General features: G+C 51.1%; 18 protein-coding genes and 3 pseudogenes. 3 read left to right on the top strand and 18 right to left on the bottom strand.

Going from position 1 to position 22805, the window contains the following annotated elements; translation table 11 throughout:
• Positions 1-101 precede the first annotated feature (101 nt).
• From AC22LX_RS00600 to AC22LX_RS00550, 11 genes and pseudogenes are all read right to left on the bottom strand, one after another.
• Positions 102-2528, bottom strand: coding sequence for a phospholipase effector Tle1 domain-containing protein (locus tag AC22LX_RS00600; RefSeq protein ID WP_487333661.1), 2427 nt, complete (start codon positions 2526-2528; stop codon positions 102-104).
• Positions 2501-3070, bottom strand: coding sequence for a Tli1a family immunity protein (gene tli1a, locus AC22LX_RS00595; RefSeq protein ID WP_047042468.1), 570 nt, complete (start codon positions 3068-3070; stop codon positions 2501-2503). Before tli1a ends, AC22LX_RS00600 begins: the two co-directional genes overlap by 28 nt.
• 182 nt (positions 3071-3252) lie before the next feature.
• On the bottom strand, positions 3253-3438 hold the full coding sequence (locus AC22LX_RS00590) for a hypothetical protein (protein WP_015705642.1): 186 nt from the start codon (positions 3436-3438) through the stop codon (positions 3253-3255).
• 19 nt (positions 3439-3457) lie between these two features.
• A pseudogene (locus AC22LX_RS00585) lies at positions 3458-3754 on the bottom strand (type VI secretion system baseplate subunit TssF); the annotation flags it as partial.
• A gap of 54 nt (positions 3755-3808) precedes the next feature.
• Entirely contained in the window at positions 3809-5383 is a 1575-nt protein-coding gene (gene tssA / locus AC22LX_RS00580; RefSeq protein WP_487333660.1) for a type VI secretion system protein TssA, read from the bottom strand.
• Between the two features lie 41 nt (positions 5384-5424).
• Positions 5425-5700 (bottom strand): annotated as a pseudogene (locus AC22LX_RS00575) (contractile injection system protein, VgrG/Pvc8 family); the annotation flags it as partial.
• A 145-nt stretch (positions 5701-5845) separates the two neighbouring features.
• Complete coding sequence (tssH, locus tag AC22LX_RS00570) at positions 5846-8476, bottom strand: type VI secretion system ATPase TssH (RefSeq protein ID WP_063447851.1); 2631 nt, start codon at positions 8474-8476, stop codon at positions 5846-5848.
• A 165-nt stretch (positions 8477-8641) separates the two neighbouring features.
• Positions 8642-9133: a type VI secretion system effector Hcp gene (gene hcp, locus AC22LX_RS00565; protein WP_015366299.1), complete on the bottom strand. Its 492-nt coding sequence runs from the start codon at positions 9131-9133 to the stop codon at positions 8642-8644.
• Positions 9134-9252: 119 nt separating this feature from the next.
• Positions 9253-10788 carry a type VI secretion system contractile sheath large subunit gene (tssC, locus tag AC22LX_RS00560; protein ID WP_045398057.1) on the bottom strand — a complete coding sequence of 512 codons (1536 nt, stop codon included), beginning with the start codon at positions 10786-10788 and terminating at the stop codon, positions 9253-9255.
• 42 nt (positions 10789-10830) lie between these two features.
• Positions 10831-11322: a type VI secretion system contractile sheath small subunit gene (gene tssB / locus AC22LX_RS00555; protein ID WP_049060966.1), complete on the bottom strand. Its 492-nt coding sequence runs from the start codon at positions 11320-11322 to the stop codon at positions 10831-10833.
• Between the two features lie 401 nt (positions 11323-11723).
• On the bottom strand, positions 11724-13106 hold the full coding sequence (locus tag AC22LX_RS00550) for a carbohydrate porin (RefSeq protein ID WP_487333659.1): 1383 nt from the start codon (positions 13104-13106) through the stop codon (positions 11724-11726).
• Between the two features lie 594 nt (positions 13107-13700).
• On the opposite strand from AC22LX_RS00550, the gene AC22LX_RS00545 reads away from it, so the two are divergent.
• A complete protein-coding gene (locus AC22LX_RS00545) occupies positions 13701-15140 on the top strand; it encodes an MFS transporter (RefSeq protein ID WP_163310967.1) in 1440 nt (479 codons plus the stop codon).
• A gap of 35 nt (positions 15141-15175) precedes the next feature.
• The gene (locus AC22LX_RS00540) at positions 15176-16855 is read left to right on the top strand and encodes a glycoside hydrolase family 43 protein (protein WP_045393066.1); all 1680 of its coding nucleotides are present in this window, start codon (positions 15176-15178) and stop codon (positions 16853-16855) included.
• A gap of 125 nt (positions 16856-16980) precedes the next feature.
• On the opposite strand, the gene AC22LX_RS00535 is transcribed toward AC22LX_RS00540, so the two are convergent.
• Complete coding sequence (locus AC22LX_RS00535; protein ID WP_213293144.1) at positions 16981-17847, bottom strand: aldo/keto reductase; 867 nt, start codon at positions 17845-17847, stop codon at positions 16981-16983.
• A 109-nt stretch (positions 17848-17956) separates the two neighbouring features.
• Between AC22LX_RS00535 and AC22LX_RS00530 the strand changes: the two are divergent.
• Positions 17957-18106 (top strand): annotated as a pseudogene (locus AC22LX_RS00530) (LysR family transcriptional regulator); the annotation flags it as partial.
• Positions 18107-18290: 184 nt separating this feature from the next.
• Here AC22LX_RS00530 and AC22LX_RS00525 read toward each other — a convergent pair.
• From AC22LX_RS00525 to AC22LX_RS00500, 6 genes are all read right to left on the bottom strand, one after another.
• Positions 18291-19397: a PTS fructose transporter subunit IIC gene (locus tag AC22LX_RS00525; protein ID WP_015366291.1), complete on the bottom strand. Its 1107-nt coding sequence runs from the start codon at positions 19395-19397 to the stop codon at positions 18291-18293.
• 43 nt (positions 19398-19440) lie between these two features.
• Positions 19441-19752 (bottom strand): PTS fructose transporter subunit IIB, encoded by a 312-nt coding sequence (locus tag AC22LX_RS00520; RefSeq protein WP_063447157.1) that lies wholly within the window; start codon positions 19750-19752, stop codon positions 19441-19443.
• A gap of 52 nt (positions 19753-19804) precedes the next feature.
• Positions 19805-20269, bottom strand: a complete 465-nt coding sequence (locus tag AC22LX_RS00515; RefSeq protein WP_045393072.1) for a PTS sugar transporter subunit IIA — start codon at positions 20267-20269, stop codon at positions 19805-19807.
• Positions 20270-20536: 267 nt separating this feature from the next.
• A complete protein-coding gene (gene alsE / locus AC22LX_RS00510) occupies positions 20537-21214 on the bottom strand; it encodes a D-allulose 6-phosphate 3-epimerase (protein ID WP_047067025.1) in 678 nt (225 codons plus the stop codon).
• A gap of 21 nt (positions 21215-21235) precedes the next feature.
• A complete protein-coding gene (gene ulaA, locus AC22LX_RS00505; RefSeq protein ID WP_015366288.1) occupies positions 21236-22498 on the bottom strand; it encodes a PTS ascorbate transporter subunit IIC in 1263 nt (420 codons plus the stop codon).
• Between the two features lie 31 nt (positions 22499-22529).
• On the bottom strand, positions 22530-22796 hold the full coding sequence (locus AC22LX_RS00500) for a PTS sugar transporter subunit IIB (protein ID WP_045393078.1): 267 nt from the start codon (positions 22794-22796) through the stop codon (positions 22530-22532).
• Positions 22797-22805 lie beyond the last annotated feature (9 nt).

The following is a 22805-nucleotide window of genomic DNA, read 5'->3' as shown; positions in this document are numbered from 1 at the left end:
TCCTTACAAAAATAAAATAAAGTAATGAATTATTAAGAGATGACGTAATTTCAGATTTTTATTTTTACGACGCCGTCCATAGTAATATGGTAATTAAAGTGTCAGGGAAGCAGTATTTTAAAAGCCTCGCTTTTTATATCCCGATATATTTTCCCCAGCACGCCCGATACCGTATTCAGATCTTTCATATCCGTTCGCGCCTGCACTAATATATCGCCAACATTAATATCAATAATCGCTTTTACCCGCTGGCCAAATTGTTTCACCGAATCCCACGTATCGTCATCGTTATCGTAAATCGTCCGCGACGCAAAATAACCGTGGGAAAACGAGGAATGCAGCGGATCATGATTATATTTGGCCAGCGTGTCATGCACGTAGTTATCGTAAAAATCCAGCATCGTCGGCGAGCCCATCAGCGCCGCCCGCCGGGCATCGCCGCTTTTCTTGATCTGGATATATTCCGACTCCTGCGCCGCCACCAGCGGACCGCCAAGCTGGTCGGTTTGCGTGGTGGGGATCACATCCAGCAGCACCTGGCCCAGCAGCGCCACGATACCGGTATGGGCAAAGTCATAACCCCACGCCGCGCGGTCCAGCCGATCCTTATCGATAAACGGCACTTCTCGCGGCCCTTCGCTTTCCGCGGGCGCCGTCGCCGACGGCAGCGCGCCGGTCTGCTCATTCAGCGCCTGCTGATAAAAAGGCTTACGCTGATAATACTTATCGGCGTATTGCGGGCTGGCAAAGCGCTCGGTGCGCCAGGCGGTGATCCAGCTCAGCTGGTCCGCCAGCATCACCTCCAGCGCTTTGGCCTTCAGCGGCACATACACCGGATCCGGCAGTTTGCCCAGCGGACCGTTCTCCGGCGGCTTCGCGGCGGCGGCCGCAGCTTTCGCCTTATCGCTATCCGCCTTGTCGTGAGCCGCCTTCAGCGCGGCGACCGGATCCCGGCCCTGAGCCACGGCGATGGCCACCACCTCCGCCTCGTTGACGGCCGGCGTTTCGGTCTTCGCCCCCGCCTGCTGCGCCCCGGCCTGCTGCCAGGCGTTAAACAGGGCGATCGCCTGTTCGGAGATTTTGAAATAATCAGCAACGTAGCCTTGCATTACCCGATATTTTTTGTCCTGAGCCCCACCGGGTAATACTTCTTCAGGTACGCTCAGCGGCGCCCCGGCATCGAAGGCGGCGGCATACATATCATGCAGCACGATCTTTGACAACAGGCTGCGGGCGTCGGTCTGCACCTTGCCGAGCTCCGCAGGCTTACAGTCGCCACCGACATCGGCATGCATCCCGGGGTAGACCACCTCCACCGCTCCCGCCGGGTATTTCCCGTCCGGACCGCGGATAGAGTCCAGCGGCAGGTCGCCGTGCTGCTCGTGGCCGGCGACAAAGTGGTAGCAGCTTTTTAAAAAACCTTTGGTGGTCGGTAGCCGCAGGCTGTTGGCCGCCCAGCCCAGATGACCGGTGGCCGACGGCAGGATATGCGGCACACCAACCGCAGAGACCGAATCCAGCAGTCCCATAAACTCGATACTGATGGGGATGCCCAGCAGCGTGGGTCCCCCCGGAACCACCGTCCCCGCCGGCAGCATATTTGTCGCATCGAGCGGCATTTTAGCGTCATCGAGCAGCGACTCCAGCCCGCGGTCGAAGGCGCGGGCGGTGGCGGCCCCCCGGCAGTAGCCGTAGACGAACAGCTTGATTTTGGCGATGCGCCGCTGCGAGCGCTGCATATACAGCCGCGTCGGCTGCCGCGGCCACTGGTTGACCACGCCCCCCAGATGGTCGTCGCAGAATTTGTCAAGCGCGCTTTTACGGTTGAACTTCTGGGTCAGCCGCGAGAAGGGCCAGACGGTGGCCATCTGAGGCCGAAAGGTATCCAGTTCGCTGTCCTCGATCCTTTCCTTTTTCACCGCATAGCAAATGCTGCTGTAGGTTTTAAGCAGCGCCTGGTTGATACGGTCCTCACCGCCGTTGGCAAACAGCTCGCCGTCCAGCGAGTAGTGCTCTTCGCCAATCTCCGGAAAGCGCGCCCCGCAGCCGGGAAAATAGTAACAAAAGTAACCATCATTCTCCGCCTTATCTAACCAGTTTGCCGCATGGTAGAGTCGGCCGATATTGGTCAGCGGCGGGTTTCGCGAGCCGTAGACTTCATCACCATCTTCTTCGTTACAGCAGGTACCGTCAAAGAACAGGCTGATATGCAGGCTGGCCGGGCAGCCCGGCTCCGTTTTTTTGTCCGAGGGATGATCGGACTCTTTAACATACCCCTCCAGGTACTGCCTGGCGTAGTTGCCTTCGGTCTGCGTTCTGCTCGCTGGCAGGCGGCCGCGCTCGTTGTATTCGGTTTTCTGCTGCGTGGAGTTATCCGCGGGCTTTTTGTCATCCGGCCCGGGAAACTTTGGCGGTAGGCTGGCCGCTTCTGCGGTGGAGGTTTTGACTGCGACCGGAGTGGCACCGGTCTGAAAAGCCGCAATAAGCGCCTTCAGGGCATTCAGCGTGGAGTCTGCGGTGTCGGACATACGATGTTCTCCTTAACATGGTCAAATAATATTTTTTTCGCTTTTTCATCCTCATCGGGCGCACGATGTATCGGATATTCCGGAGATGAGCGATCGTGACAAGAACGAACAATTCTTACCTTATCGCAGGGAAAAATATGCACTTCAAAGCCACAGGCCTGTCCCTTCTCCCAGCGCTCAATGGGAACGGTGATCGGTCCATGGCGCTGATAGTATTGTGAATAGTTGTCAGGCATATCGCTTATTTTCATCCAGGAGTTAGGGTCGGAAGTCCAGGTGATTTTTGCCGTCAGCCCCGGCCGCCAGTCGTTGGGCACCATCACACAGCAGAAGCCGCCGCCGCCGCCGTAGGAATTGGCTCCAGGCCCGCCGTAGCCGTTCACCTGCACCGAAACAATGGCATCCGGACCGTGGTTTAAGACGTTTATATCAGCGCCGCTCATGCCGTCGCGACTGTGATCGCGGCAGGCCGTCAGCAGGCAGAGAAAAACGGCGGCCAGCACCGCCAGCCCGCCGGGCAAAATACGGATATGCTTTATCATTGATGTGTCCTTACAAATACAAAGTGATGACTTATTAATAAATGGCGTAATTAAATGCTTGTATTTATGCTAATAGATGAACCTCCATATATAACTGATGATGATATTTGTAGCGGTCAATGAATATTGGCCACGATAAATATTCTCAGCAGTTATTTCATATCCGTTCGTGCGTGTATTAATTATTTCGCCGATATTAAGTTCAATAATTGTTTTACTCGCAGGCCCGGCAGGACGCTATTATCGTAAAAATCCAGCATCTGCGGCGAACCCAGCTGCGCCACGATGCCGGTGTGGGCAAAGTCATAGCCCCACGCCGCGTGGTCCAGCCGATCCTTGTCGATAAACGGTACCTCACGCGGCCCCACGCTCTGCGCAGGCGGCGCAGCAGACGGTATTTTTCGGCCCCAACGGGCGGGAATATATCTCCAGCCCGGCAGGCACCGTTTCCGCCATCTTCATCGTCGGTAGTTCCGGCGTCAGCGCCACCACCGATAGCCACGGAATGGTGCGCAGATAGTGCGGCCACAGCATGCTAACCAGCCCTTCGGTAAGCTCAGGCAGGTCGTCATCAATCTTTTCCCGCAAGCGCTCCATGGAAAAAGCAACCCCTTCAAACAGACGCTCTACGTAGGGATCCGGCGTACCGGCTTTGTCGAGATCCAGCATCGAAATAGCACAAGGTTAAATCATCGATCGTATGTTATCCGTTACTCGTCCATGACGATCATCAGGCGTTTAAACGCACAGCACCGCCGCGCGGGCGGGGTCAATAGCAATCAGGTCCGCCAGCAAACGGTCCATCTGCGACTGCAGACGAGCTCTTTCCGTTTCGCTGCGTCCGGCCTTACCGCGCAACAGCCGCAGATGACGCGCTCGGACTTCAAACAGTAGTTCCGGTTCCCATTGCGCCAGTGACAGCGTGGCTGCCAGCACGTCCAGTTCCGCCAGCAGATGTTGCGCCAGTTCGTTTTTCCCGCTCTGCTCGGCAATCCGCGCCATCAATAATCGCAGTAACCAGCGGCTTCTGGGGGTGGTGATACCCGGACGATGTTGCAGCCAGGTCAGCGCCGCCTCAGCGCCATCGCTGTCGACCAGAGCCAGCGCCTCCGGCTCTAACTGAAGGATGTTGTCGTCGCCGGAAGCGGTGACGGCGCGGGAAGCGGTGTCGTCCAGCCAGATGGTTGCATTATCCAGCACCTGTTGCTGTATCCAGTTCAGCGTCACCTCATCGGCAAACGGCGTACCATCGTTAAACGCCAACCCTTCCAGGCCGATCAAACGTGCCAGCAGTCCTTGCAGATCATGCTGAATAATAGCGGCCTGCGCGTCGCGCCCGGATTTCAACAGCGCCTGGTGAACATACCACTGCAGATCCAGCCACAGATGGTTTGCGCCGCGGGAAAACATCTCGCTGGCCTGCTCGAGTAATTCCATCCAGCTCTGTTGGAGATACAGCCTTTTCAGCAGCGCCCGCTGGTCCGGTTTTGGCGGATCAATACGAGTTCTGCCGTCCGCCAGTAACGGCGGCAACTGATGCAGCGTATCATGGCGAATGCTCTTTATCAGGTGATGGGCAGAGAGCCAGCCATCCGGCTGGTCGCTGAGATACTTTGCCAGCACCCGCGCCTGCGTCAGCAGCTCCTGACCAGAGGTGATACCGCTGAGCACTGGCGCGCTGCCCCCCACCGCCGCTAGCGGCGCATCGCTGATATTCTGCGGGACCACAGCTTCTGGCCCGCCGGATTTCATTAACCGGGTTTCGAGGGCGGCGCACAACGCGCCGGGGACCGCCCCTTCTTGCGTCTGCTCCATGATCAGCAACGCGCCGGTGATACGTAGCGCATCGCTGTTGCATACCTCCGGGTATAACGACAGGCTGTCGAGCATGCGCTGGCTCGCCAGCCAGTCAAGGGCAGCTCTCCTGCTGCGATCCCGCTGCGGGTGTAGACTCACGCCAAAACGCTGCATTAATCCAGCCAGTAATTCCAGCCCATCAGCCAGACCCGCTTCGCCATCGCGGAGCAGGCGGGCCCAGGCGTAGTATGAGGCGACGCGGATATCCTGGGTGACGGTGGTCAGCAGCTTTTCCGCAAGCTGACAAATCAGATCGGTATTGGCGCCGGATAGCTTATTCACTTCTTCGCGCATCAACTGGAAATCATCGTCATAGCCGGGATCATCGCCCGTTGGTTGCTCGGTCGTGACCGGCTGCAGCCAGTTTTCCCACAGCAGCAAACGCTGCTGGGTCTGTGCGGCCAGCGCTTCCGGCGCTACCTGGCTCGCACTAATCAATGTAAGAACTGATGCCATTAATAAAGATCCTCCCTGCGCTGTTCACTCTCCGCCTCGCAGCCCCATACGGACTCCGCCCCGCTGTCGCTCATTCCCGACGGGCTGTTGACGGGGAGTGTCTTACCAAATATCAACGTGCGCTGCGCATCGGCGAAATTCACCACTTCGCTCTGCGCCTCTTCCTGCAGGGTGAAATAATAGAATATGCCGACTTCAGCCAGCAGGCGCTGAATAAACGCCAGGTCGCTCTCGCGATACTGGTTTATCTGTTCGCGTTTTGGGTAGCTTTGCTTGAGATTAAATTCATATTCCCAACCATGCAGGTTATGCTCCTGCGGTTGTGTTGCGCTCACGGCCCAACGAACTCATCCAGGTCATATTTTTTCTCCATAAGACCGCAATGCCCTGCAGATAGTGTTCTGCTTGCCCATCGCCCGCGCCATCCTGTACCGGGATGGGGTTGACGCTAAGAAATTCTCATCAGGAGTGGCTAAATTCCATGACCACGTCGCCTTCTTCATCGACATCCAGAGAAAGGCTCTGCGGCTTCAACCCTGCCGCCAGATGGCTCAACAGTTGCTGACTCAGCACCGGTAGAATTTGTTGATTAAGCAGGCTGTCAATGTTACGTGCGCCGGTATCCGGCAACAGGCAGGCGTCCGTCAACGCGTCGTACAAGCCTTCGGCAATATCGGTTGTCATACCGTAGTGACGATACAAACGCTGGCTAACCTGGTTGAGTTTCATGTTGACAATTTTGCGCATCGCCAGCTGGCTGAGCGGACGGTAAATAATGGTCTGGAAACGCGCGAGCAGCGCTGGTTGAAAATGTTCTCGCAGCACCGGGCGCAACAGGTCATGTAAATCGGATTCTGTCGCTTCCGGCCGCTCCTCCAGCCTCTGCATCAGCCGATCGCTGCCGAGGTTTGAGGTCATCAGGATCACCGTATTGCGAAAGTCGATTTCGCGTCCCTCGCCATCGCGCATAAAGCCACGGTCGAACACCTGGTAGAACACATTCATCACATCACGATGCGCTTTTTCCACTTCATCAAGCAGTACCACGCTGTACGGGCGTTTGCGTACCGCTTCGGTGAGAATCCCCCCTTGACCGTAGCCGACATAACCGGGAGGCGAACCTTTCAGTTGGGACACCGTATGCGGCTCCTGATATTCGGAAAGGTTGATGGTAATCAGCGATCTCTCACCACCGAACAGCTCATCAGCCAGCGCCAGCGCGGTTTCCGTTTTTCCAGTGCCGCTCGGACCGACAAGCAGAAATACGCCCTGCGGGCCGTTATCCGGTGCAAGCCCGGTTTTGGTCGCCCGCAGTCTCTTGGCAATGGCGTTTAGCGCCATATCCTGCCCCACCACTCGTTTATCCAAATGAGATTCGAGACTCAGCAGTTCCGTCTGCTCGTCCTTCAGCAATGAAGAGAGCGGTACCCCGGTCCAGTCGGCAATCACCGTTGCTACGGTACGTAAATCGACATCCAGCCCCAGCAACGGATGGTTATTCTGGACGCTGGCAAGTTGGCTCTGTAATGCGCCGATCTCCTTGCGGCGGGAAGGATCGGCTCGGCAGCTCAGCAGTTGCTCGGTCAGCTTCAGTTCCAGGCCGTACTGCGTTTCCAGATCACCAAGCTGTAAAATAATACGCGATTCTTCCAGCTCAATTGCCGCCAGCCGCGCTTCGTCGCTACCGCTACCGACCATGGCATCTTCCAGCAACGCCTGTTTTTCCATTTCCAGCGCCGTGATTTGCGCTTTCATACGCGTCAACAATTCCGGCACCGTATCGATTCCCATGCGAATGCGGGCCGATGCGGTATCCAGTAGGTCCACCGCTTTATCTGGCAACTGGCGGCCGGTGAGATAGCGTCGGGAAAGTGTCACGGCAGCGCGAATGGCTTCATCGGTGATATGTACCCCGTGATGCTGAGCATAGCGAGATTTTAGCCCGCGTAGCATCAGACAGGCGGTGTCATCGTCCGGTTCGTCGACTTTGACCATCTGGAAGCGGCGCTCCAGCGCGGCATCACGCTCGAAGTACTGCTTATACTCACTCCAGGTCGTGGCGGCGATAGTTCGCAGTTCGCCGCGCGCCAGGGCCGGTTTGAGCAAATTAGCGGCATCCGCGCCACCGGCCTGGTTGCCTGCGCCGATGATAGTATGAGCTTCATCGATAAACAGCAGCACCGGAACAGGCGACTGCTGTACCGCTTCGATAATGTTCTTAAGCCGCTGTTCGAATTCCCCTTTAACGCCTGCGCCGGCCTGCAGTAAGCCGAGATCCAACGTACGCAATGAAACCGGCTTCAGACTGTCCGGCACGTTGCCCTCCGCGATACGCAACGCCAGCCCTTCGACCAGCGCAGTTTTGCCGACTCCGGGTTCGCCAACCAGGATTGGGTTGTTTTTTCGCCTGCGCGACAGGATATCCACCATTTGACGAATTTCGTTATCGCGACCAAAGACCGGGTCGATTTTGCCTTCGCGGGCGCGAGCAGTGATATCAAGGGTAAATTTGTCCAGCGCGTTCTGTAACGCAGGGGTCATCTCAGCGGACTTCACGGCCGATTCCACGGGGCGGCCGACAAACTCCACATCGCCAACGTGGCCTGGTTCATCTGGCTGTAATTCCGGGCGCTCATCAGACTGCATATCTAATAGTGGTCGCAGGTGTTCAAGCTGCGCTTGTCCCAACGTTAACAGCGGCCACAGACTGTCACAGCGCACCCGCGTTGGGTTGCTGACTAACGCCATCAGTAGATGAACACTGCGTAGAGAGGTCTCGCCCGCCAGTGAAGCCCTTAACCACGCCTCCTGCATCAGGCTCTGGATGCTGCCGGACAGCTGCGGCCGGCTGTGTACCGAGCGCGGAAGCGTTTCCAGAAAAGAGAGCAGATCCTGCCAGATAGCGTCCATATCCCACTCATAACGCCGCGCTAATACGGTCAGGTCTCCCTCGCCCTGCTCCAATAGTTTTAGCAGCCAGTGTTCGGGAAGGATTTGCGCATGCGCGCGGGCCTGGCACAACGAAGCGGCGCCTTCCAGGGCGCGGGCGCAATAAGGGTTTAAACGGCGTAACAGAATGGCTGGGTTTTCCATGAGGCTCTCTCTTTGTCGATTCCGGACACGCTACCGCCCATCGCCGTTTCCCGTGATGCAGGAGACCAAAGCGCACAAGGTCGGGCAGGCTGATTATTTTTGCTAAAAGCCAACGGTCACTGGCGCTTAGCAAAAAAGCAGACGGCGAACCGCCTGCTTCGGGCGTCAGGCTGTCGTTCGTTCATTCCATGAATCGGAATGAATGATGTTGCCGTCTTTATAGGTCCAGGTGATTTTTTCGTAGCGCAGTTCAATCTGCTCAAGATGGCTGTGCTTCTCGTAGGCTGGGTTCTTGATGTCGTGCATCAGCGGATTGACCTTCACCACTTTCACGTTTTCCAGTTTGGTGTTGAAATATTCCACTTCCTGACCAGCATCATTGATTTTGTACCACTTGAATTCGGCAGACTTCAGCGTCTGGCCGGTAGTCACCGCCTTGTAGAGATAGGGGCTTGAGGAGTCGATTTCCTTGGTAAACAGAAACGGCGTGTGGATACGCGTGCCGGTTAGCTTTCCGGTGTTGTTGTCGGTCGGGATGTACAGGTTATGCTCCTGCGCCACTACTTCGATGCTGCCTTCACGATCTTTCACATCTACGGAACCTTTAATGTCCGCCCCGCCGTCGTCTTTCAACCATAAATAGACTGGTATTGCCATGTTAATTACTCCATTTCATTTTTTAACACGCCATCATCCTGAGATGGCGCGGGTGTGTTGTCTGTCGCAAGACAGGCTGTAGCCTGTCGAGCCAGACGACTTGGATAGTGACAGGCGTGTTACCCTTTCGCCTTCGGCATCTGGCTAACCAGAGACAAATTGACGTCCATGCCTTCCACCTGGAAGTGCGGCACCGCGAACAGCTTGACGCGGAAGAAGCCAGGGTTATCCTCGATATCTTCCACTACCACTTTCGCATCACGCAGCGGATGTGAGGCCTGCAGCTCGTCGCCCGGATCGGTCATTTCCGTAACCAGGCCACGAACCCAGGTATTGAGCTCCAGCTCAAGCAGGCGGCGATCTTTGGTGGTGCCGATGTTCTCGCGTTGGATCAGTTTCAGGTAGTGGGCGATGCGCGATAGCAGGAAGATGTACGGCAGGCGGGCGTTGATACGGCTATTGGCTGTCGCATCCGCGGTGTCGTACAGCGCGGGTTTCTGAGTTGAGTTAGCTGAGAAGAAGCAGGCATAGTCACGGTTCTTATAATAAGACAGCGGAATAAAGCCCAGATTGGCGAATTCGAACTCACGGGTTTCCGGGATCATCACCTCGGAAGGGATTTTCACCTGATTTCCTGTGCCGAGATCATAGAGGTGGATGGGAAGATCTTTCACCGCGCCGCCCGCCTGCGGGCCACGGATTTGCACGCACCAGCCGTTTTGAATAAAGCTGCGTACCATGTTCGAGGCGAAGGCGAATGACGCGCTGGTCCACAGATACTTTTCGTGATCCGGCCCCTTTACCTGCTCAATGTAGTTAAAGCTGCGCACCGGAACCGTGTCCGGCCCATACGGCAGACGGCCCAATACCCGCGGCATGACCAGGCCGATATAGCGCGAGTCATCGGTATCGCGGAACGATTTCCATTTAATGTACTCAGCGCGATCGAAATAGTTGCCGATATCTTTAATTGCCGCGACTTCTTCCATTGAATCCTTGAGGAAAAATTTCGGCCCTACGGCGCCGATAAATGGCATATGCGCCGCAGCGGAGACTTTCGAAATATTACGCAACAGCGCCATGTCCTGCGGGCTGGCGTCAAACTCGTACGCCGATATTACCGATCCTATCGGCTCGCCGCCGGGGGTGTCGTATTCGGCGGTGTAAGTATGCCAGTACAGGCCGCTCTGTATCACCTCTGGCGCATCTTCAAAATCCTGACGTAAATCGTCTTTGGACACATCGAGGATTTCGGTTTTCACGTTCTGGCGATAGTCGGTGTTATCTACCAGTTGCTTCAGGCCGCGCCACAGAGATTCCACCTTCTGGAACTCCGGGTGATGCATAACAGCATCAAGTTGACGGCTTATACGAAAATCCAGGTCCGCGATGTGGTGGTCAATAAGCGTTTTATCGAGTTTCTCCACCTGCTGGCCGGATTGACGAATGCAGTCCATAAAAACCTGCATCGCCGCGGTCAGGCGTTCCCCCGCCGTGGCCTCTGATAGCGCCGTGTCGTCCAGAAAGACATTAATATCGCCAAGGCTTGATGCCGGGCTCAGATTGATTTTTTCAAACAGAGAAGCGTAAACGCTTTCTTTGTTCATTACGGCAGTTTGCCCCTGTGCGGGGTTCGTTTCAGTATTTACAGACATCAGCATATTCCCGGTTAATCCATTAAAAGAGATGACCGCCGTTTACTTCCCGGCAAGGGCACTCATTTCGGCGCGTAATTCGCTGGACAGAGCTGGATCTTTAAGGATTCTCTCAAGCTCTTTTCTGAAAGTAGCGTTATCAAGCAGGTTCGATTTGAGATCGCGTAATAAATTACGCATCGCCAGCATGGCGCGGAGTTGAGGGATTTGCCGGGCAACCTGTTCGGGCTCAAAGTCTTTTATATCGGAAAAACGCAGTTTAACATTGTCTTCTGAGTTATCCCCAGCCAGCGTATTCTCAACGGTGAGATTGATCTCTGGGTTAAATTCAGAAAGCACACTATTAAAATTATTCTTATTGATATCTATTTTCTGGCGCTCGGCCAATGGTCGATACTCTTTTCCATTACTGAAATCACCAACGGTGAGCAATTTAAGCGGTAGTTCAACCTTCTTCTGCGCCCCCCCGGTATGTAAGGATAATTTTAAATTAATACGTGCCTTCGGCACCTCATTCTGGAATGAATCAGCCATAGCGGTCCCTTTTCCTTAAGGAATGATTGTGGAGTAAATTTCGTTTTATTCACAACGTTATGTTTAAAGAAATCAGGGCAATATATCAACCAGCAGATACGAAGATCCAGAGATAACAAGTCATTTAATTGGCATAGATCAATATCGCCGGCAAGCAATCATTTCAACCAATAACTTATGCAATCTCAACACGATAACCAATATATAATTCACTCAATCACAGATGGAAACTATTTAAATGTGATAAATTCAACTTTCAGCGTCGAAATAAACTCATTCCTTTTAATAAATGAATTATTAAAAGGAACTATTAATAGAGACGTTAATAAAATAGCATTCTGGGTGTCAAAAACTACCAGACTGGCGTAGGCCAGTCTGGTATTCCCGTAAAAAACATTCTCTCAGAACCAGGCCTCAAACATACCGCCGATGTTCAGCGAATCCAGCCGCTCGTCGCTGGTGTCGTTGACCTTCGCGGTGTGCTCGTTATCCACCTGGCCGCCGGTAACATAGAAGCGCAGCATCGGGCGGAACTCCGGCCCCATGCCGATGGCGATGTTCTGCGACAGCGTCAGCTTCCAGCCGTGGTTATCCCCGCCCTGGTCGTAGTCAACGCGCTGGTAGCCCGCTTCCAGCCAGGTCGAGTGCACGTCGTTCCAGAAGTACATCGGCCGGACGATCGCACCGTAGTTTTTACGGTTATCGGTATTGTCCTTGCCGTTGTCGTAATCGTGGAAGGCCAGCAGATACTCGATCTGCGCCTGCTGAGTGAATTTATGGCTGCCCTCGAAGCTGGCATAGACCGTGGTCAGGTCGTCGGTCTTGTTATAGACGCTGTTATCCGAGTTGTCGGAGTAACGCAGAATAACTTTGTTCACCCCGCTGTCGTTGCTATGGCTCAGCACCAGCCCGCCCTGCCAGGCATCGAGGCGCGCGTCGCTGTCCACCGCTTTTGAGTCAAAGCCGTAGTTGGCATATACCTCGACGTCGATCGGCCCGGCCTTGATGTTGTGGGTTTTAGTGGTCAGCGCGTAGTGGCCGTTATCGCCGGTATCGGAGCTGCCGGTACAGGTGATCCGCGACGGGTTGGTCTCGTCGGCCATCACTTCCGGGCTACAGGATTTCACCTGCGTCACTGTCGCCACGTCGAACTGCACGCCGCCGATATCGAAGTTCTTCACCCCGGCGCCCTGGCCGTCGTGGTTCATCCAGAAGTAGTCGTTGATCCCCTGTTGCGGGCGCTGGTGGAAGTCGCGGCCGGCCCAGATATAGGCGTTGGGGTTAGATTCGAGGACGTTGGTGACGCCGACGTAGGCTTTTTTCAGGTTAACCTCGTCGCTCCAGTGGTCAAACATGACGTTGAGATCCCAGATAGCCCCCTGCGCGCTTTTGAACGCTTTGCTGATCTGGAATTCCCCACCGTTGCTTTCGTTACCGAGACGACCGATCGCTGAGGCGCCGTTATAGGAGCCGTCGACGCCGACATATTTCTGGTCGCCGGTCTGGAAGTGGGCGCCATAGCGGGCGTAACCGCTAAATTTCAGGCCGAAAGGGATCGCCAGATCCGGCGAAGCCGCGGTGGTTTGCGGGTTGGTTATAACATCGACCTTCTTATTAGCCGCGGCGTCGATTTTGGCCTGGCGGTCGGCCAGCGCTTTATCGACAGCTTTCGCGACGATGGCGTCGATCTGCTCCTGGGTAAATTCTTGGGCTGTTACAGAGGTAAGCGGAGAAAACACGGCGATGACCGCCATAGTTAATGGAAGCTTTCTTATCATTGTCATCATTATCTCAATAGAGGTTAATTTTATTCAGGCAATAACAATCTGACTCTGGCCACGCAGAATATGTTGCTACTGTGAGAACAATTTAATTTTTATTTTGTTCGACTACAGAGGTTTTATACGAATAACGTTCTCCTTTCCCACAATTAAATTAATGATTAGCGCTAAAACAAGCAACGCCGCAGAGACTTGCCAGATGAATTTCATTGTATGGTGAACAAAACCATTAATCGCGCTGCACTTGACCTAAGATTGCATGAACACTCCAATATTGGTGGATGTAAGAAATGTAACAACTATGACACATCCTGTATTCTATAAACCGGTTGCTCAATTACGTTATTTCACTCAGCGATTGAGAAAACACTCAAATGTGAGCCATCTCGCAAATATCACTTTCATATATTCAACATCATAAAATCCATATAGAGTACAGAGATAATGCCAAACGGCCTTTGCTTTGAGGATCACAGAAGTAAAAAAACATAATTAATTAATTTAAAAACGTAATAGATTCTTCGCGATCTTTTGTGTCAGAAAGTGTTTCACATTCACACAACAAACCGGAGTCTGCTCAGAATGAGTAAAAACATAATGCAAAATCGCAATGATGAATATCATAAATTAACTCGCGGGGAACGTATTGGCTACGGTATGGGCGATTTTGCGCAAAACCTGGTTTTCGGCACGATCGGCGGCTTTCTTGCTCTACATATGTTGACGGTAAATACGATCAGTACAGCCACTGCGGGGTTCATTTTTCTTTTTGTCCGAATCATCAATGTTTTTTGGGATCCGATGGTTGGAACCTATGTGGACAAAAGGACCTCCGCGGCAGGGAAATATCGTCCCTGGCTATTAAGAGCCGGAGTGCCGCTAGTGCTCCTTTCCGCTTTGCTTTTTGCCCCCATTCCGGGCGTCAGAGGCTCCGTACCGTTTGCTTTTATCATCTATTTAGCGCTGGATTTAGTCTATTCCCTGGTCAATATTCCTTACGGTTCTCTTAATGCCTCGCTAACCAGAGATCCCGAATCCATTGATAAATTAACCAGTACGCGAATGATGCTGGCTAATAGCGCCAACCTTTTGGTCTATACCCTGTTTCCGATGTTCGTACAAATGGCTTCACCAAAAGATCGTAGCCTCAAGGATACTGGTTTTTTTGGCATTGAACTCAACCTTGGTAACTATACCGACCCATCAGCGAATTACGCCTGGTTTGGCGTCTACTCCGTTTATATGTTATTAGGCGCGGTGGCACTTTTTATTTGTTATAAATTCACCAAAGAACGCGTCGTTGCAACCGCAGAACAGACGGCGAATGTCAAAACAACCGATCTGTTCCTTGAGCTCAAAAATAACCGTCCTCTTGTCATTCTTGGACTATTTTTCATGCTGGCCTTTACCTTTATGTTCTTTATGAACACGGTAAATGGCTTTTTCAATCAGTATGTGGTTGGTCACTCTGAGTGGATGGGCGCCGTCGGTCTGGTCGCCTCAATACCGGGTATTGCGTTCCCTATTTTTTGGCCAAAACTTAAGAAAATTTTTGGTAAGAAAGGCTTCTTCCACATTTTCCTGGGGATGTTTATTGTCGGTGAGTTATTAACGTATGTCTGGTCACGGGAAGGTATGCACGATGCGCTGTGGCTTGCTTATATCGCCACATTTATTAAACAGTGGGGCTTAACCTCAGCCACCGGATTTATGTGGGCACTGGTACCTGAAGTGATTGCCTATGGCGAATTAAAGTCTGGTAAGCGAAATGCGGCAATCATCAACGCGATTATGGGACTCTTTTTCAAGATTGGCTTTACCATCGGGGGCGCTATTCCTCTGTGGTTGCTGGCCGTCTATGGTTTTAATGAAACCGGCGCGCAACAAAGCGCGAGCGCTATCGACGGGATCATGATGACAGCGGTCTGGATCCCCATCGCCTTAGCGATTGTCTCGATGATCATCATGCAAATTTATCCTATCTCAGACAAACACGTCAGCGACATTAACCGCCAACTTGATGAGATTCGGGTGTAAAACCAATACGATTAAATTTATAAAGGTATAATGATATGTCTCTTATCCAAAACCCTATTTTGCGTGGCTTTAATGCCGACCCCAGCATTATCCGTGTTGAGGACACCTACTATATAGCCAACTCGACGTTTGAATGGTTTCCCGGCGTCCGTTTGCATGAGTCAAAGGATTTGCAGCACTGGAATCTGCTGCCGTCACCATTGTCGACCACTACTCTTTTAGATATGAAAGGCAATCCGTCTTCAGGCGGCATCTGGGCTCCGGCGCTCTCTTATGCGGATGGCAAATTCTGGTTAGTGTATACCGATGTGAAAGTCACCGAGGGTGCCTTTAAAGACATGACAAACTACCTGACCACCGCAACTGATATTCGCGGCCCGTGGAGTTCGCCGGTCAAACTTAATGGCGTAGGTTTTGATGCTTCACTTTTTCATGATGATGATGGCCGTAAATATATCGTGCAGCAAACGTGGGACCATCGAGAGTACAATCATCCTTTTGACGGCATTACCTTGACTGAACTCGATACTAAAACGCTAAAACTGATGCCCGAAACAGCAAGAACCATTTATCGCGGTACCGCGGTGGCGCTCGTTGAGGGGCCGCATCTCTATAAACTGCACGGCTATTACTATCTCTTTGCCGCTCAGGGGGGAACGGTATTTACTCATCAGGAGGTGGTGGCGCGTTCCACGACATTAAACGCCGATAGCTTTGAAACTGAGCCTGGGGAGGTATTTTTAACTAACGTTGATACTCCTGACAGCTATATCCAAAAACAAGGACACGGGGCTTTGGTTTCGACGCCCGAAGGCGAGTGGTATTATGCTTCGCTGTGCGCTCGTCCATGGAATCGCCCTGGTGAGTCAATTTATGATCCACGCGGTTGGTCCACGCTTGGCCGGGAAACGGCTATCCAAAAGGTGTACTGGGATGACGATGGCTGGCCACGAGTGGAAGGCGGTCACGGCGGTAGAACGTTTGTCGAGGGACCAAAAGACGCCATTTATACCGAAAGCACGAAAGACAACAGCCAACATGATGAATTTACAACGCCAGCGCTCAATCTCAACTGGAATACCCTTCGGGTACCTTTTAGCGAAAAAATGGGTAGCACAGGCAACGGAAAGCTAACCTTAATCGGCCAGGGGTCATTAGCGAACACCCATGACCTGTCGTTGATTGCCCGCCGCTGGCAAGCCTTTTACTTTAATGCTGAAGTTAAAGTAGTCTTTAATCCCTTTAGTTACCAACAAATGGCCGGGTTAACAAATTACTACAACGATCGCCACTGGAGTTTTGCTTTTATCACCTGGAATGAAATTAACGGTAGAGTCATTGAGGTCGCCGAAAACAACCGTGGAAAATATACTTCATATTTGAAAGATAATGCGATTAAGGTTCCTGAAAACGTCGAATACGTATGGTTACGGACGAAAGTCAGGAAGCAGACCTATAGCTATGAGTATAGTTTTGACGGCATCGCGTTTATTGAAATCCCGGTGATATTAGATGCCGCTGTTCTTTCTGATGACTATGTCCTGCAGAGCTATGGCGGTTTCTTTACCGGGGCATTTGTAGGTCTTGCTGCAGTAGACTACTCCGGTTATGACGTCAGCGCCGAGTTTTACCATTTCGATTATCAGGAACTGGGCGACTCATTAATTGGCGATGATGTTTATAGCTGGGAGGCTGGCGAGTTACGTGCTGATTAGTTTGATGAACATCTTTTATAGTCAACCTGGCGCAGGTTAACCCGGTAAGATGAAAGCGAAGATCTGTGGATTGGCAATGTTTATATCAGGACGGTGGGTTCCCCCACCGTCTCATTATGACTTTTCTACTGCTTTTTAACCCCCAGACAACCGCGAACAAATTCAGGATTAAAGTGTTTCACCGCTTCACCCACATAGCCTAAATCCAGTGCGCTGATTTGCGCCATTTCGCTGTCAGTCAGTGAGAAATCCCAGATTGCAAAGTTCTCTGCAATCCGTTCCTGCCGAGTGGATTTAGGAATCACCGTGACACCGCGCTGCACGTTCCAGCGCAGGACAACCTGAGCAATGGTTTTTTGATGAGCGGCGGCAATCCCCTGAAGCATTGCATTTTCATAAGGTTTATATCTGCCACCGCCTAACGGCGCCCAGGCTTCAGGCTGAACGTTATAATGCTTCATGGTTTCCAGCGCTGCGGGTTGCGCAAAGTAAGGATGCAGTTCGACTTGATTGACCATAGGTTTAATTCTGACGGTTTCGCAAAAGTTGGCCAAGACATGCGCATAGAAGTTGGACACGCCAATGGCTTTCAATTTACCGGCTTCATAAGCCTGTTCCAACGCGCGCCAGGCGCTGAAATAATCGCCCATGGCCTGATGCAATAAATAGAGATCGAAGTAATCCAGGCCCGATTTTTTCAGTGACGCCTCGATACCGGCTTTGGCCATATCGCCGTTGGCCATGTCCTGAACCCACAGTTTTGAGGTAATAAATAATTCCTCACGGGTACACAGCCCTTCGGCGATAGCTTCACGAACCGCCTCGCCCACGGCGTCTTCATTGCCATAGACGGCAGCGGTATCAATCAGGCGATAACCGGTACGAATAGCGCTTAATACCGACTGCTTACACTCTTCTTTATCGGTAACCTTAAACACGCCAAAACCGACCATCGGCATGTTGAGGTTGTTACTTAAAACTGTGTATTCCATGAAAAGGCTCCCGTCATGTGAAAACATCATTTTAGGACCGGAATGCCAGCATGATTAGTCTGTCATTTCTGATTTGACCTATGCATTGAATTCATAAATACAGGCATGTTTGATTGGCGCAACGCTACAGAGCGGCGAACGTATTGAATTAATGCCGGATATGGAAACGACGATTAAGACTGAACCACAAAATATTGCTGCTATTTACCCTCATGCTCTTCACCCAACGTTAATCGTCAGGGCCGTAATTGATTATTAGATAGTCTTTTTAAGTAACTCTGATAACATGCCTGTAAAAAATGGGCCACCATGGCGACCCATTTTTTACTCGTGGCGATTAGAACAGAATGCAGAAATAATATATGTCGCGATAATAATAACATTCTATTATCACATTACATTGTGAACGCACATCATGTTACGGCATGCCATTATGCATATATCTAACTAATCTTAATATCATCGAAGTTGATATCTTCCTCTTCTTGATCGTTATTGATAACAACATCGCGAGGAACATCTTTTTTGATGACAGCATAAATGGTTGCTGTTACTAATATATTAACTATCAATGCCATAATACCTGCCATGGGATTTGACATTGTTGGGAGCATTAATACCCCGCCAAAAGGTACAGTTGCATCCGCACCATACACCATGGTGATTGCACCACCACAAGCACCGCCGATTGCCGCTGCTGCAATACCGCGAACGATATCATTCATCACTATAGGGATAGATCCTTCAACAATATTCACTACCCCCATAGGAACCGCTGACTTCAACATTTCGATTTCTTCGTTATTATAGATATTTTTGCGAAGCAGCTTAGCGATAAAAAATGCAAGCCCAAAACCGATAGGTGTTGCCGTGTTGACTAACTGAAGGGCCGTAACTGGCTCATTTATACCCTGTGCCTGGAGGGTTAAGACGAATGCAAAGCACGTTTTATTGATCGGCCCACCAAAGTCAACGATACACAACGCCCCAATAACAGCACCTAACACTAAATTAGATGAAGTTCCCATACTTCTCAGGAACGATGTGAGTGCATCGGTAAAAATACCAATAGGCGTGCCGATGATATAGACCATGAGCAGAGCACTGAAAATGGATGCAAAAAATGGCACAATCAATGTCGGCATTAAACCCCGAGCCCAGCCAGGAACCTTCACATTTTTAATGATAGCAAGAGCAATATACCCGGAAATGTAGCCGCCGATCATTCCCCCGATAAAACCCGCACCAATAGCATTAGCGGCCAGACCGACAACAAAACCAGGGGCAATACCGGGCTTACCTGCGATCGAACCGGAAATTCCGATAGCAATAACGACGGGTAATAGTCCGAGCGCCTTAGCTCCCATGGTAGCGAAAGCCTGCCACAGATCAAATTGACCCGATACTAAAGTGTCCTGAACTGTCCCGCCAAAACCCATACCGATGGCAATAATAAACCCAGCGCCACAGACAATCGGAATCAAGAATGAGATGGCAGTCAGCAGATGACCTTTAGGGTTTGCTGCTTTCCATATTTCTTTTATATTCATAAATTACGCCCTTTATTTTATATAGGATACGCATAGGTAGGGGTTATGAATTGACTAATTCACCAAGCTTTTCAATAAGCTTATTTGGTGATTTAACTGCCATTTCCGTTGGTACTTTGACGACTTTCTTTCCGGCAAACCTTTCTTCACCGTAAACTTTAACATCGGCGGCTAACAGAACAATGTCGGCTTGTGCAATTTCTTCAGCGGTCAAGGCATTCTCAATACCTATAGTGCCTTGCGTTTCGATTTTGACATTGTGACCGGCCTTTTTTGCAGCTATTTCAATTTTCTTTTGCGCAATATAGGTGTGTGCAATACCTACAGTGCAGGCTGTAATTCCAACAATATTCATAACTATTCTCCAGAATGGTTTTTTAGATACTATGGCAGATCTGACAATTAATTTAAGCGCTGGCACCTTCAGCATTTAAAAGATCAATAATTTTTTGAGGGGAATCTTCCATCAGCAATTTTTCTACTATCTCTTCATCGGCAAGTGAACCTGAAACCTGGGATAATAATCGGATGTGGGTGGTATTTTGATCCACCAGGCATACAGCAAATAAAATAATACAACGAACGTCACTACCATCCATCGTTTCCCAGGGGATATGATATTGGGTTCGTCCAATGGCCAATGCCGTACGGGCTACGCCTGAGGATTTACCATGCGGGATCGCTATATGATTTTCGAATCCAGTGGAGCCCTGTTCTTCACGTAACCAAACATCTTTCAAAAAAATATCTTTATTAATAACAGCTCCATCACGTACTAATAAGTCAGCTAATTCTTCAATTGCTTCTTCTTTACTCTTAGCCATCATGTTCAATTTTATATTTTTTACGTTCAGTACACTCGAAATATCCATAAGTTACCTTCGTTAATATAAATAATCATCAGTAATCAGCGATACCAGCTTCTGCCACCACGTAGTCTGCCAAACCCGTCGGGGCCGGACAGCATAATAGATAGCATCCACAAGCGTACGAAGAGGCGTCGCAAGCGAACTCCAGATATAAAAAGGGTTACAGCGCTCTCAACCATATAAATCTAACGCGAAGGCAAAGAGACAGACCGGTTAAATAGACTCTTTGCACCGCACAATGGCTCAATACGGCTGAGCGCGCTGCAATTTTCAGGCAGCGATTTCGCGTTGATAGATATCGACCATTTTATCCCATGCATCGCTGACATTATCCGCCAGCGAGAACAGGCCCGAGGTTCCCACAATAAAGACGTCAACGCCCGATTGGGAGATAACATTAAAAGTTTTCTCGTTACAGGAGCCGTCAATTTCGGTCAGATAGTGGTACCCATGCGCTTCGCGCATCGCGATCAGCTGTTTAATTTTATTGAGCGACTCCGGGATAAACTTCTGACCTGCGTAGCCTGGGTCAACCGACATGACGGTCACTTTATCCAGCAGATGCGCATACTCTTTAATAGCCTCCGCCGGAGTCGCTGGGTTCAACACCACGCCGCAGCGACGACCAGCGTCTTTAATCTGGTTCAACAGACGGAATATTTTGTTATTTGCCGTCTCAGGGTGGAAGCTGATAATATCGGCCCCGGCATCAATACACATTGGAATTATATCTTCCGGGTGATTCACCATTAGATGTACGTCGATCGGCACATCGGTAATTTTTTTCAGGTTTTCGATAAAAAACGGTGATAGCGTAATATTCTTCACATAGTTACCGTCCATAATATCGACGTGATAAAAATCAGCCCGACCGTTCATTGCCGTAATTTGCTCTCTGAATTGCGTTAAATCCATACACATTAACGAGGGCGAAAATTTAGCTGCCATACCTCACCTCTTTAAAATTAGTTAGTTAAACAGTGACACGACATGCCCAAGAATGATGCCAACAACGCCAAAGTCCGCATCGCCAAAGGTGGTGGATGCAAAGCCAAGGTCGCCCATCAGGGGCAGCAAAATCGCGGGCAAAAAAGAAATCAACAGACCGTGGGCGAATGCCCCCACCACCGCGCCGCGACGACCGCCGCAGATGTTGCCGTAAACGCCCGCCGTCGCGCCGCAGAAAAAGTGCGGCACCAGGCCGGGAACAATGACGCTCAGGCCAAGCAGCGGACACAGGAACATACTCACCAGACCAGCGGCAAAACTTGACAGGAAGCCGACGATCACCGCGTTCGGGGCGAACGGAAAAACGGTTGGACAGTCGAGCGCCGGTTTCGCGTCTTTCACCAGCTTGTCGGCGATGCCTTTAAAGGCCGGAACAATTTCGGCAATAATCATGCGAACACCCGCAAGGATGATCCACACGCCTGCCGCGAAGGTCAGCGATTGGATAATGGCGAAGATAATAAAGTTCTGGCCACCACTGATGCTGGTCTCAACAAACTCTTTACCTGCGACCAGTACCAGAATCAGGAACAGAATCATCATCGTCAGCGAGATGGCCACCGAGGAGTCACGCAGGAAGTTCAGCGTTTTCGGCACCTTTAGCTCTTCAATCGACGGGCTGCCTTTACCGATCGCCTTCCCCACCAGCGCCGATAGCAGATACCCGGTTGAACCAAAGTGGCCCAGCGCAAGGTCATCAGTGCCGGTAATTTTGCGGGTAAATGGCTGCAGAATAGCCGGAGAGACCACCATCATGATGCCGAGGATCACCGCCCCCACCAGTACCACCCAGAACGGTGACAGACCACCGACAGAGAGGATGACGGCCAGCATCGCCGACATATACAGCGTGTGGTGGCCCGTCAGGAAGATGTATTTCAGCGGCGTAATTCGGGCAAGGACAATGTTAAACAACATCCCCAGCACCATGATCATGGCTGTCGCGGTACCATAGTTTTTCTGCGCCAGCGCCGCCATGGCGTCAGTATTGGGGACAACACCCTGAATATGGAAGGAGTGCTCAAACAGCTGGCTAAACGTCGTTAACGTCGTGGCGACAATCGCCGCCCCGGATGTTAATATCACAAAACCCATTATGGTTTTGAGGGTTCCGGAAATAACATCGGAAACTGCTTTTTTCTGCAATAATAAGCCGATCAGGGAAAACAGACCGACCAGTATTGCTGGTGTGCCCAACACATCATGAATAATAAACTGCAGCATAGAATGACTCCGTAAGGCCGCAAATAATTAATCAGAGATTCTCGGAAAGAATTTCTTTGATTTTATTGTTATCCAGCAGGTTAGATAAACCAAAAACCTGTGCAGAATGGCTGGACAGATGTTCAGCTATATCCCTGGCGCTAAGAATAATATCGGCAGTTTCGCTTTTTGCTGAAGTCAGATCGGTATGGGAAACCTCTGCTTCTTTATTTAGCTCTGTAATAATTTTTTTTACGTTCATTTCAACGATAAAGCTACTACCTAAACCGTTACCGCAAACAATCAGAATCTTTTTCATCTCTACCTC

This window comes from Klebsiella sp. PK01 (assembly GCF_057624675.1).
This window is presented reverse-complemented; position numbering and strand designations above follow the sequence as displayed.

Bases quoted from the DNA above. Each gene is read 5' to 3' on its own strand.
- tssH (WP_063447851.1), bottom strand. From the start codon at position 8,476: ATGGAAAACCCAGCCATTCTGTTACGCCGTTTAAACCCTTATTGCGCC.
- tssC (WP_045398057.1), bottom strand. From the start codon at position 10,788: ATGTCTGTAAATACTGAAACGAACCCCGCACAGGGGCAAACTGCCGTA.
- hcp (WP_015366299.1), bottom strand. From the start codon at position 9,133: ATGGCAATACCAGTCTATTTATGGTTGAAAGACGACGGCGGGGCGGAC.
- tssB (WP_049060966.1), bottom strand. From the start codon at position 11,322: ATGGCTGATTCATTCCAGAATGAGGTGCCGAAGGCACGTATTAATTTA.
- tli1a (WP_047042468.1), bottom strand. From the start codon at position 3,070: ATGATAAAGCATATCCGTATTTTGCCCGGCGGGCTGGCGGTGCTGGCC.
- AC22LX_RS00515 (WP_045393072.1), bottom strand. From the start codon at position 20,269: ATGGATATTTCGAGTGTACTGAACGTAAAAAATATAAAATTGAACATG.
- AC22LX_RS00500 (WP_045393078.1), bottom strand. From the start codon at position 22,796: ATGAAAAAGATTCTGATTGTTTGCGGTAACGGTTTAGGTAGTAGCTTT.
- AC22LX_RS00525 (WP_015366291.1), bottom strand. From the start codon at position 19,397: ATGAATATAAAAGAAATATGGAAAGCAGCAAACCCTAAAGGTCATCTG.
- AC22LX_RS00545 (WP_163310967.1), top strand. From the start codon at position 13,701: ATGCAAAATCGCAATGATGAATATCATAAATTAACTCGCGGGGAACGT.
- AC22LX_RS00540 (WP_045393066.1), top strand. From the start codon at position 15,176: ATGTCTCTTATCCAAAACCCTATTTTGCGTGGCTTTAATGCCGACCCC.
- AC22LX_RS00600 (WP_487333661.1), bottom strand. From the start codon at position 2,528: ATGTCCGACACCGCAGACTCCACGCTGAATGCCCTGAAGGCGCTTATT.
- ulaA (WP_015366288.1), bottom strand. From the start codon at position 22,498: ATGCTGCAGTTTATTATTCATGATGTGTTGGGCACACCAGCAATACTG.
- alsE (WP_047067025.1), bottom strand. From the start codon at position 21,214: ATGGCAGCTAAATTTTCGCCCTCGTTAATGTGTATGGATTTAACGCAA.
- AC22LX_RS00550 (WP_487333659.1), bottom strand. From the start codon at position 13,106: ATGACAATGATAAGAAAGCTTCCATTAACTATGGCGGTCATCGCCGTG.
- tssA (WP_487333660.1), bottom strand. From the start codon at position 5,383: ATGGCATCAGTTCTTACATTGATTAGTGCGAGCCAGGTAGCGCCGGAA.
- AC22LX_RS00520 (WP_063447157.1), bottom strand. From the start codon at position 19,752: ATGAATATTGTTGGAATTACAGCCTGCACTGTAGGTATTGCACACACC.
- AC22LX_RS00535 (WP_213293144.1), bottom strand. From the start codon at position 17,847: ATGGAATACACAGTTTTAAGTAACAACCTCAACATGCCGATGGTCGGT.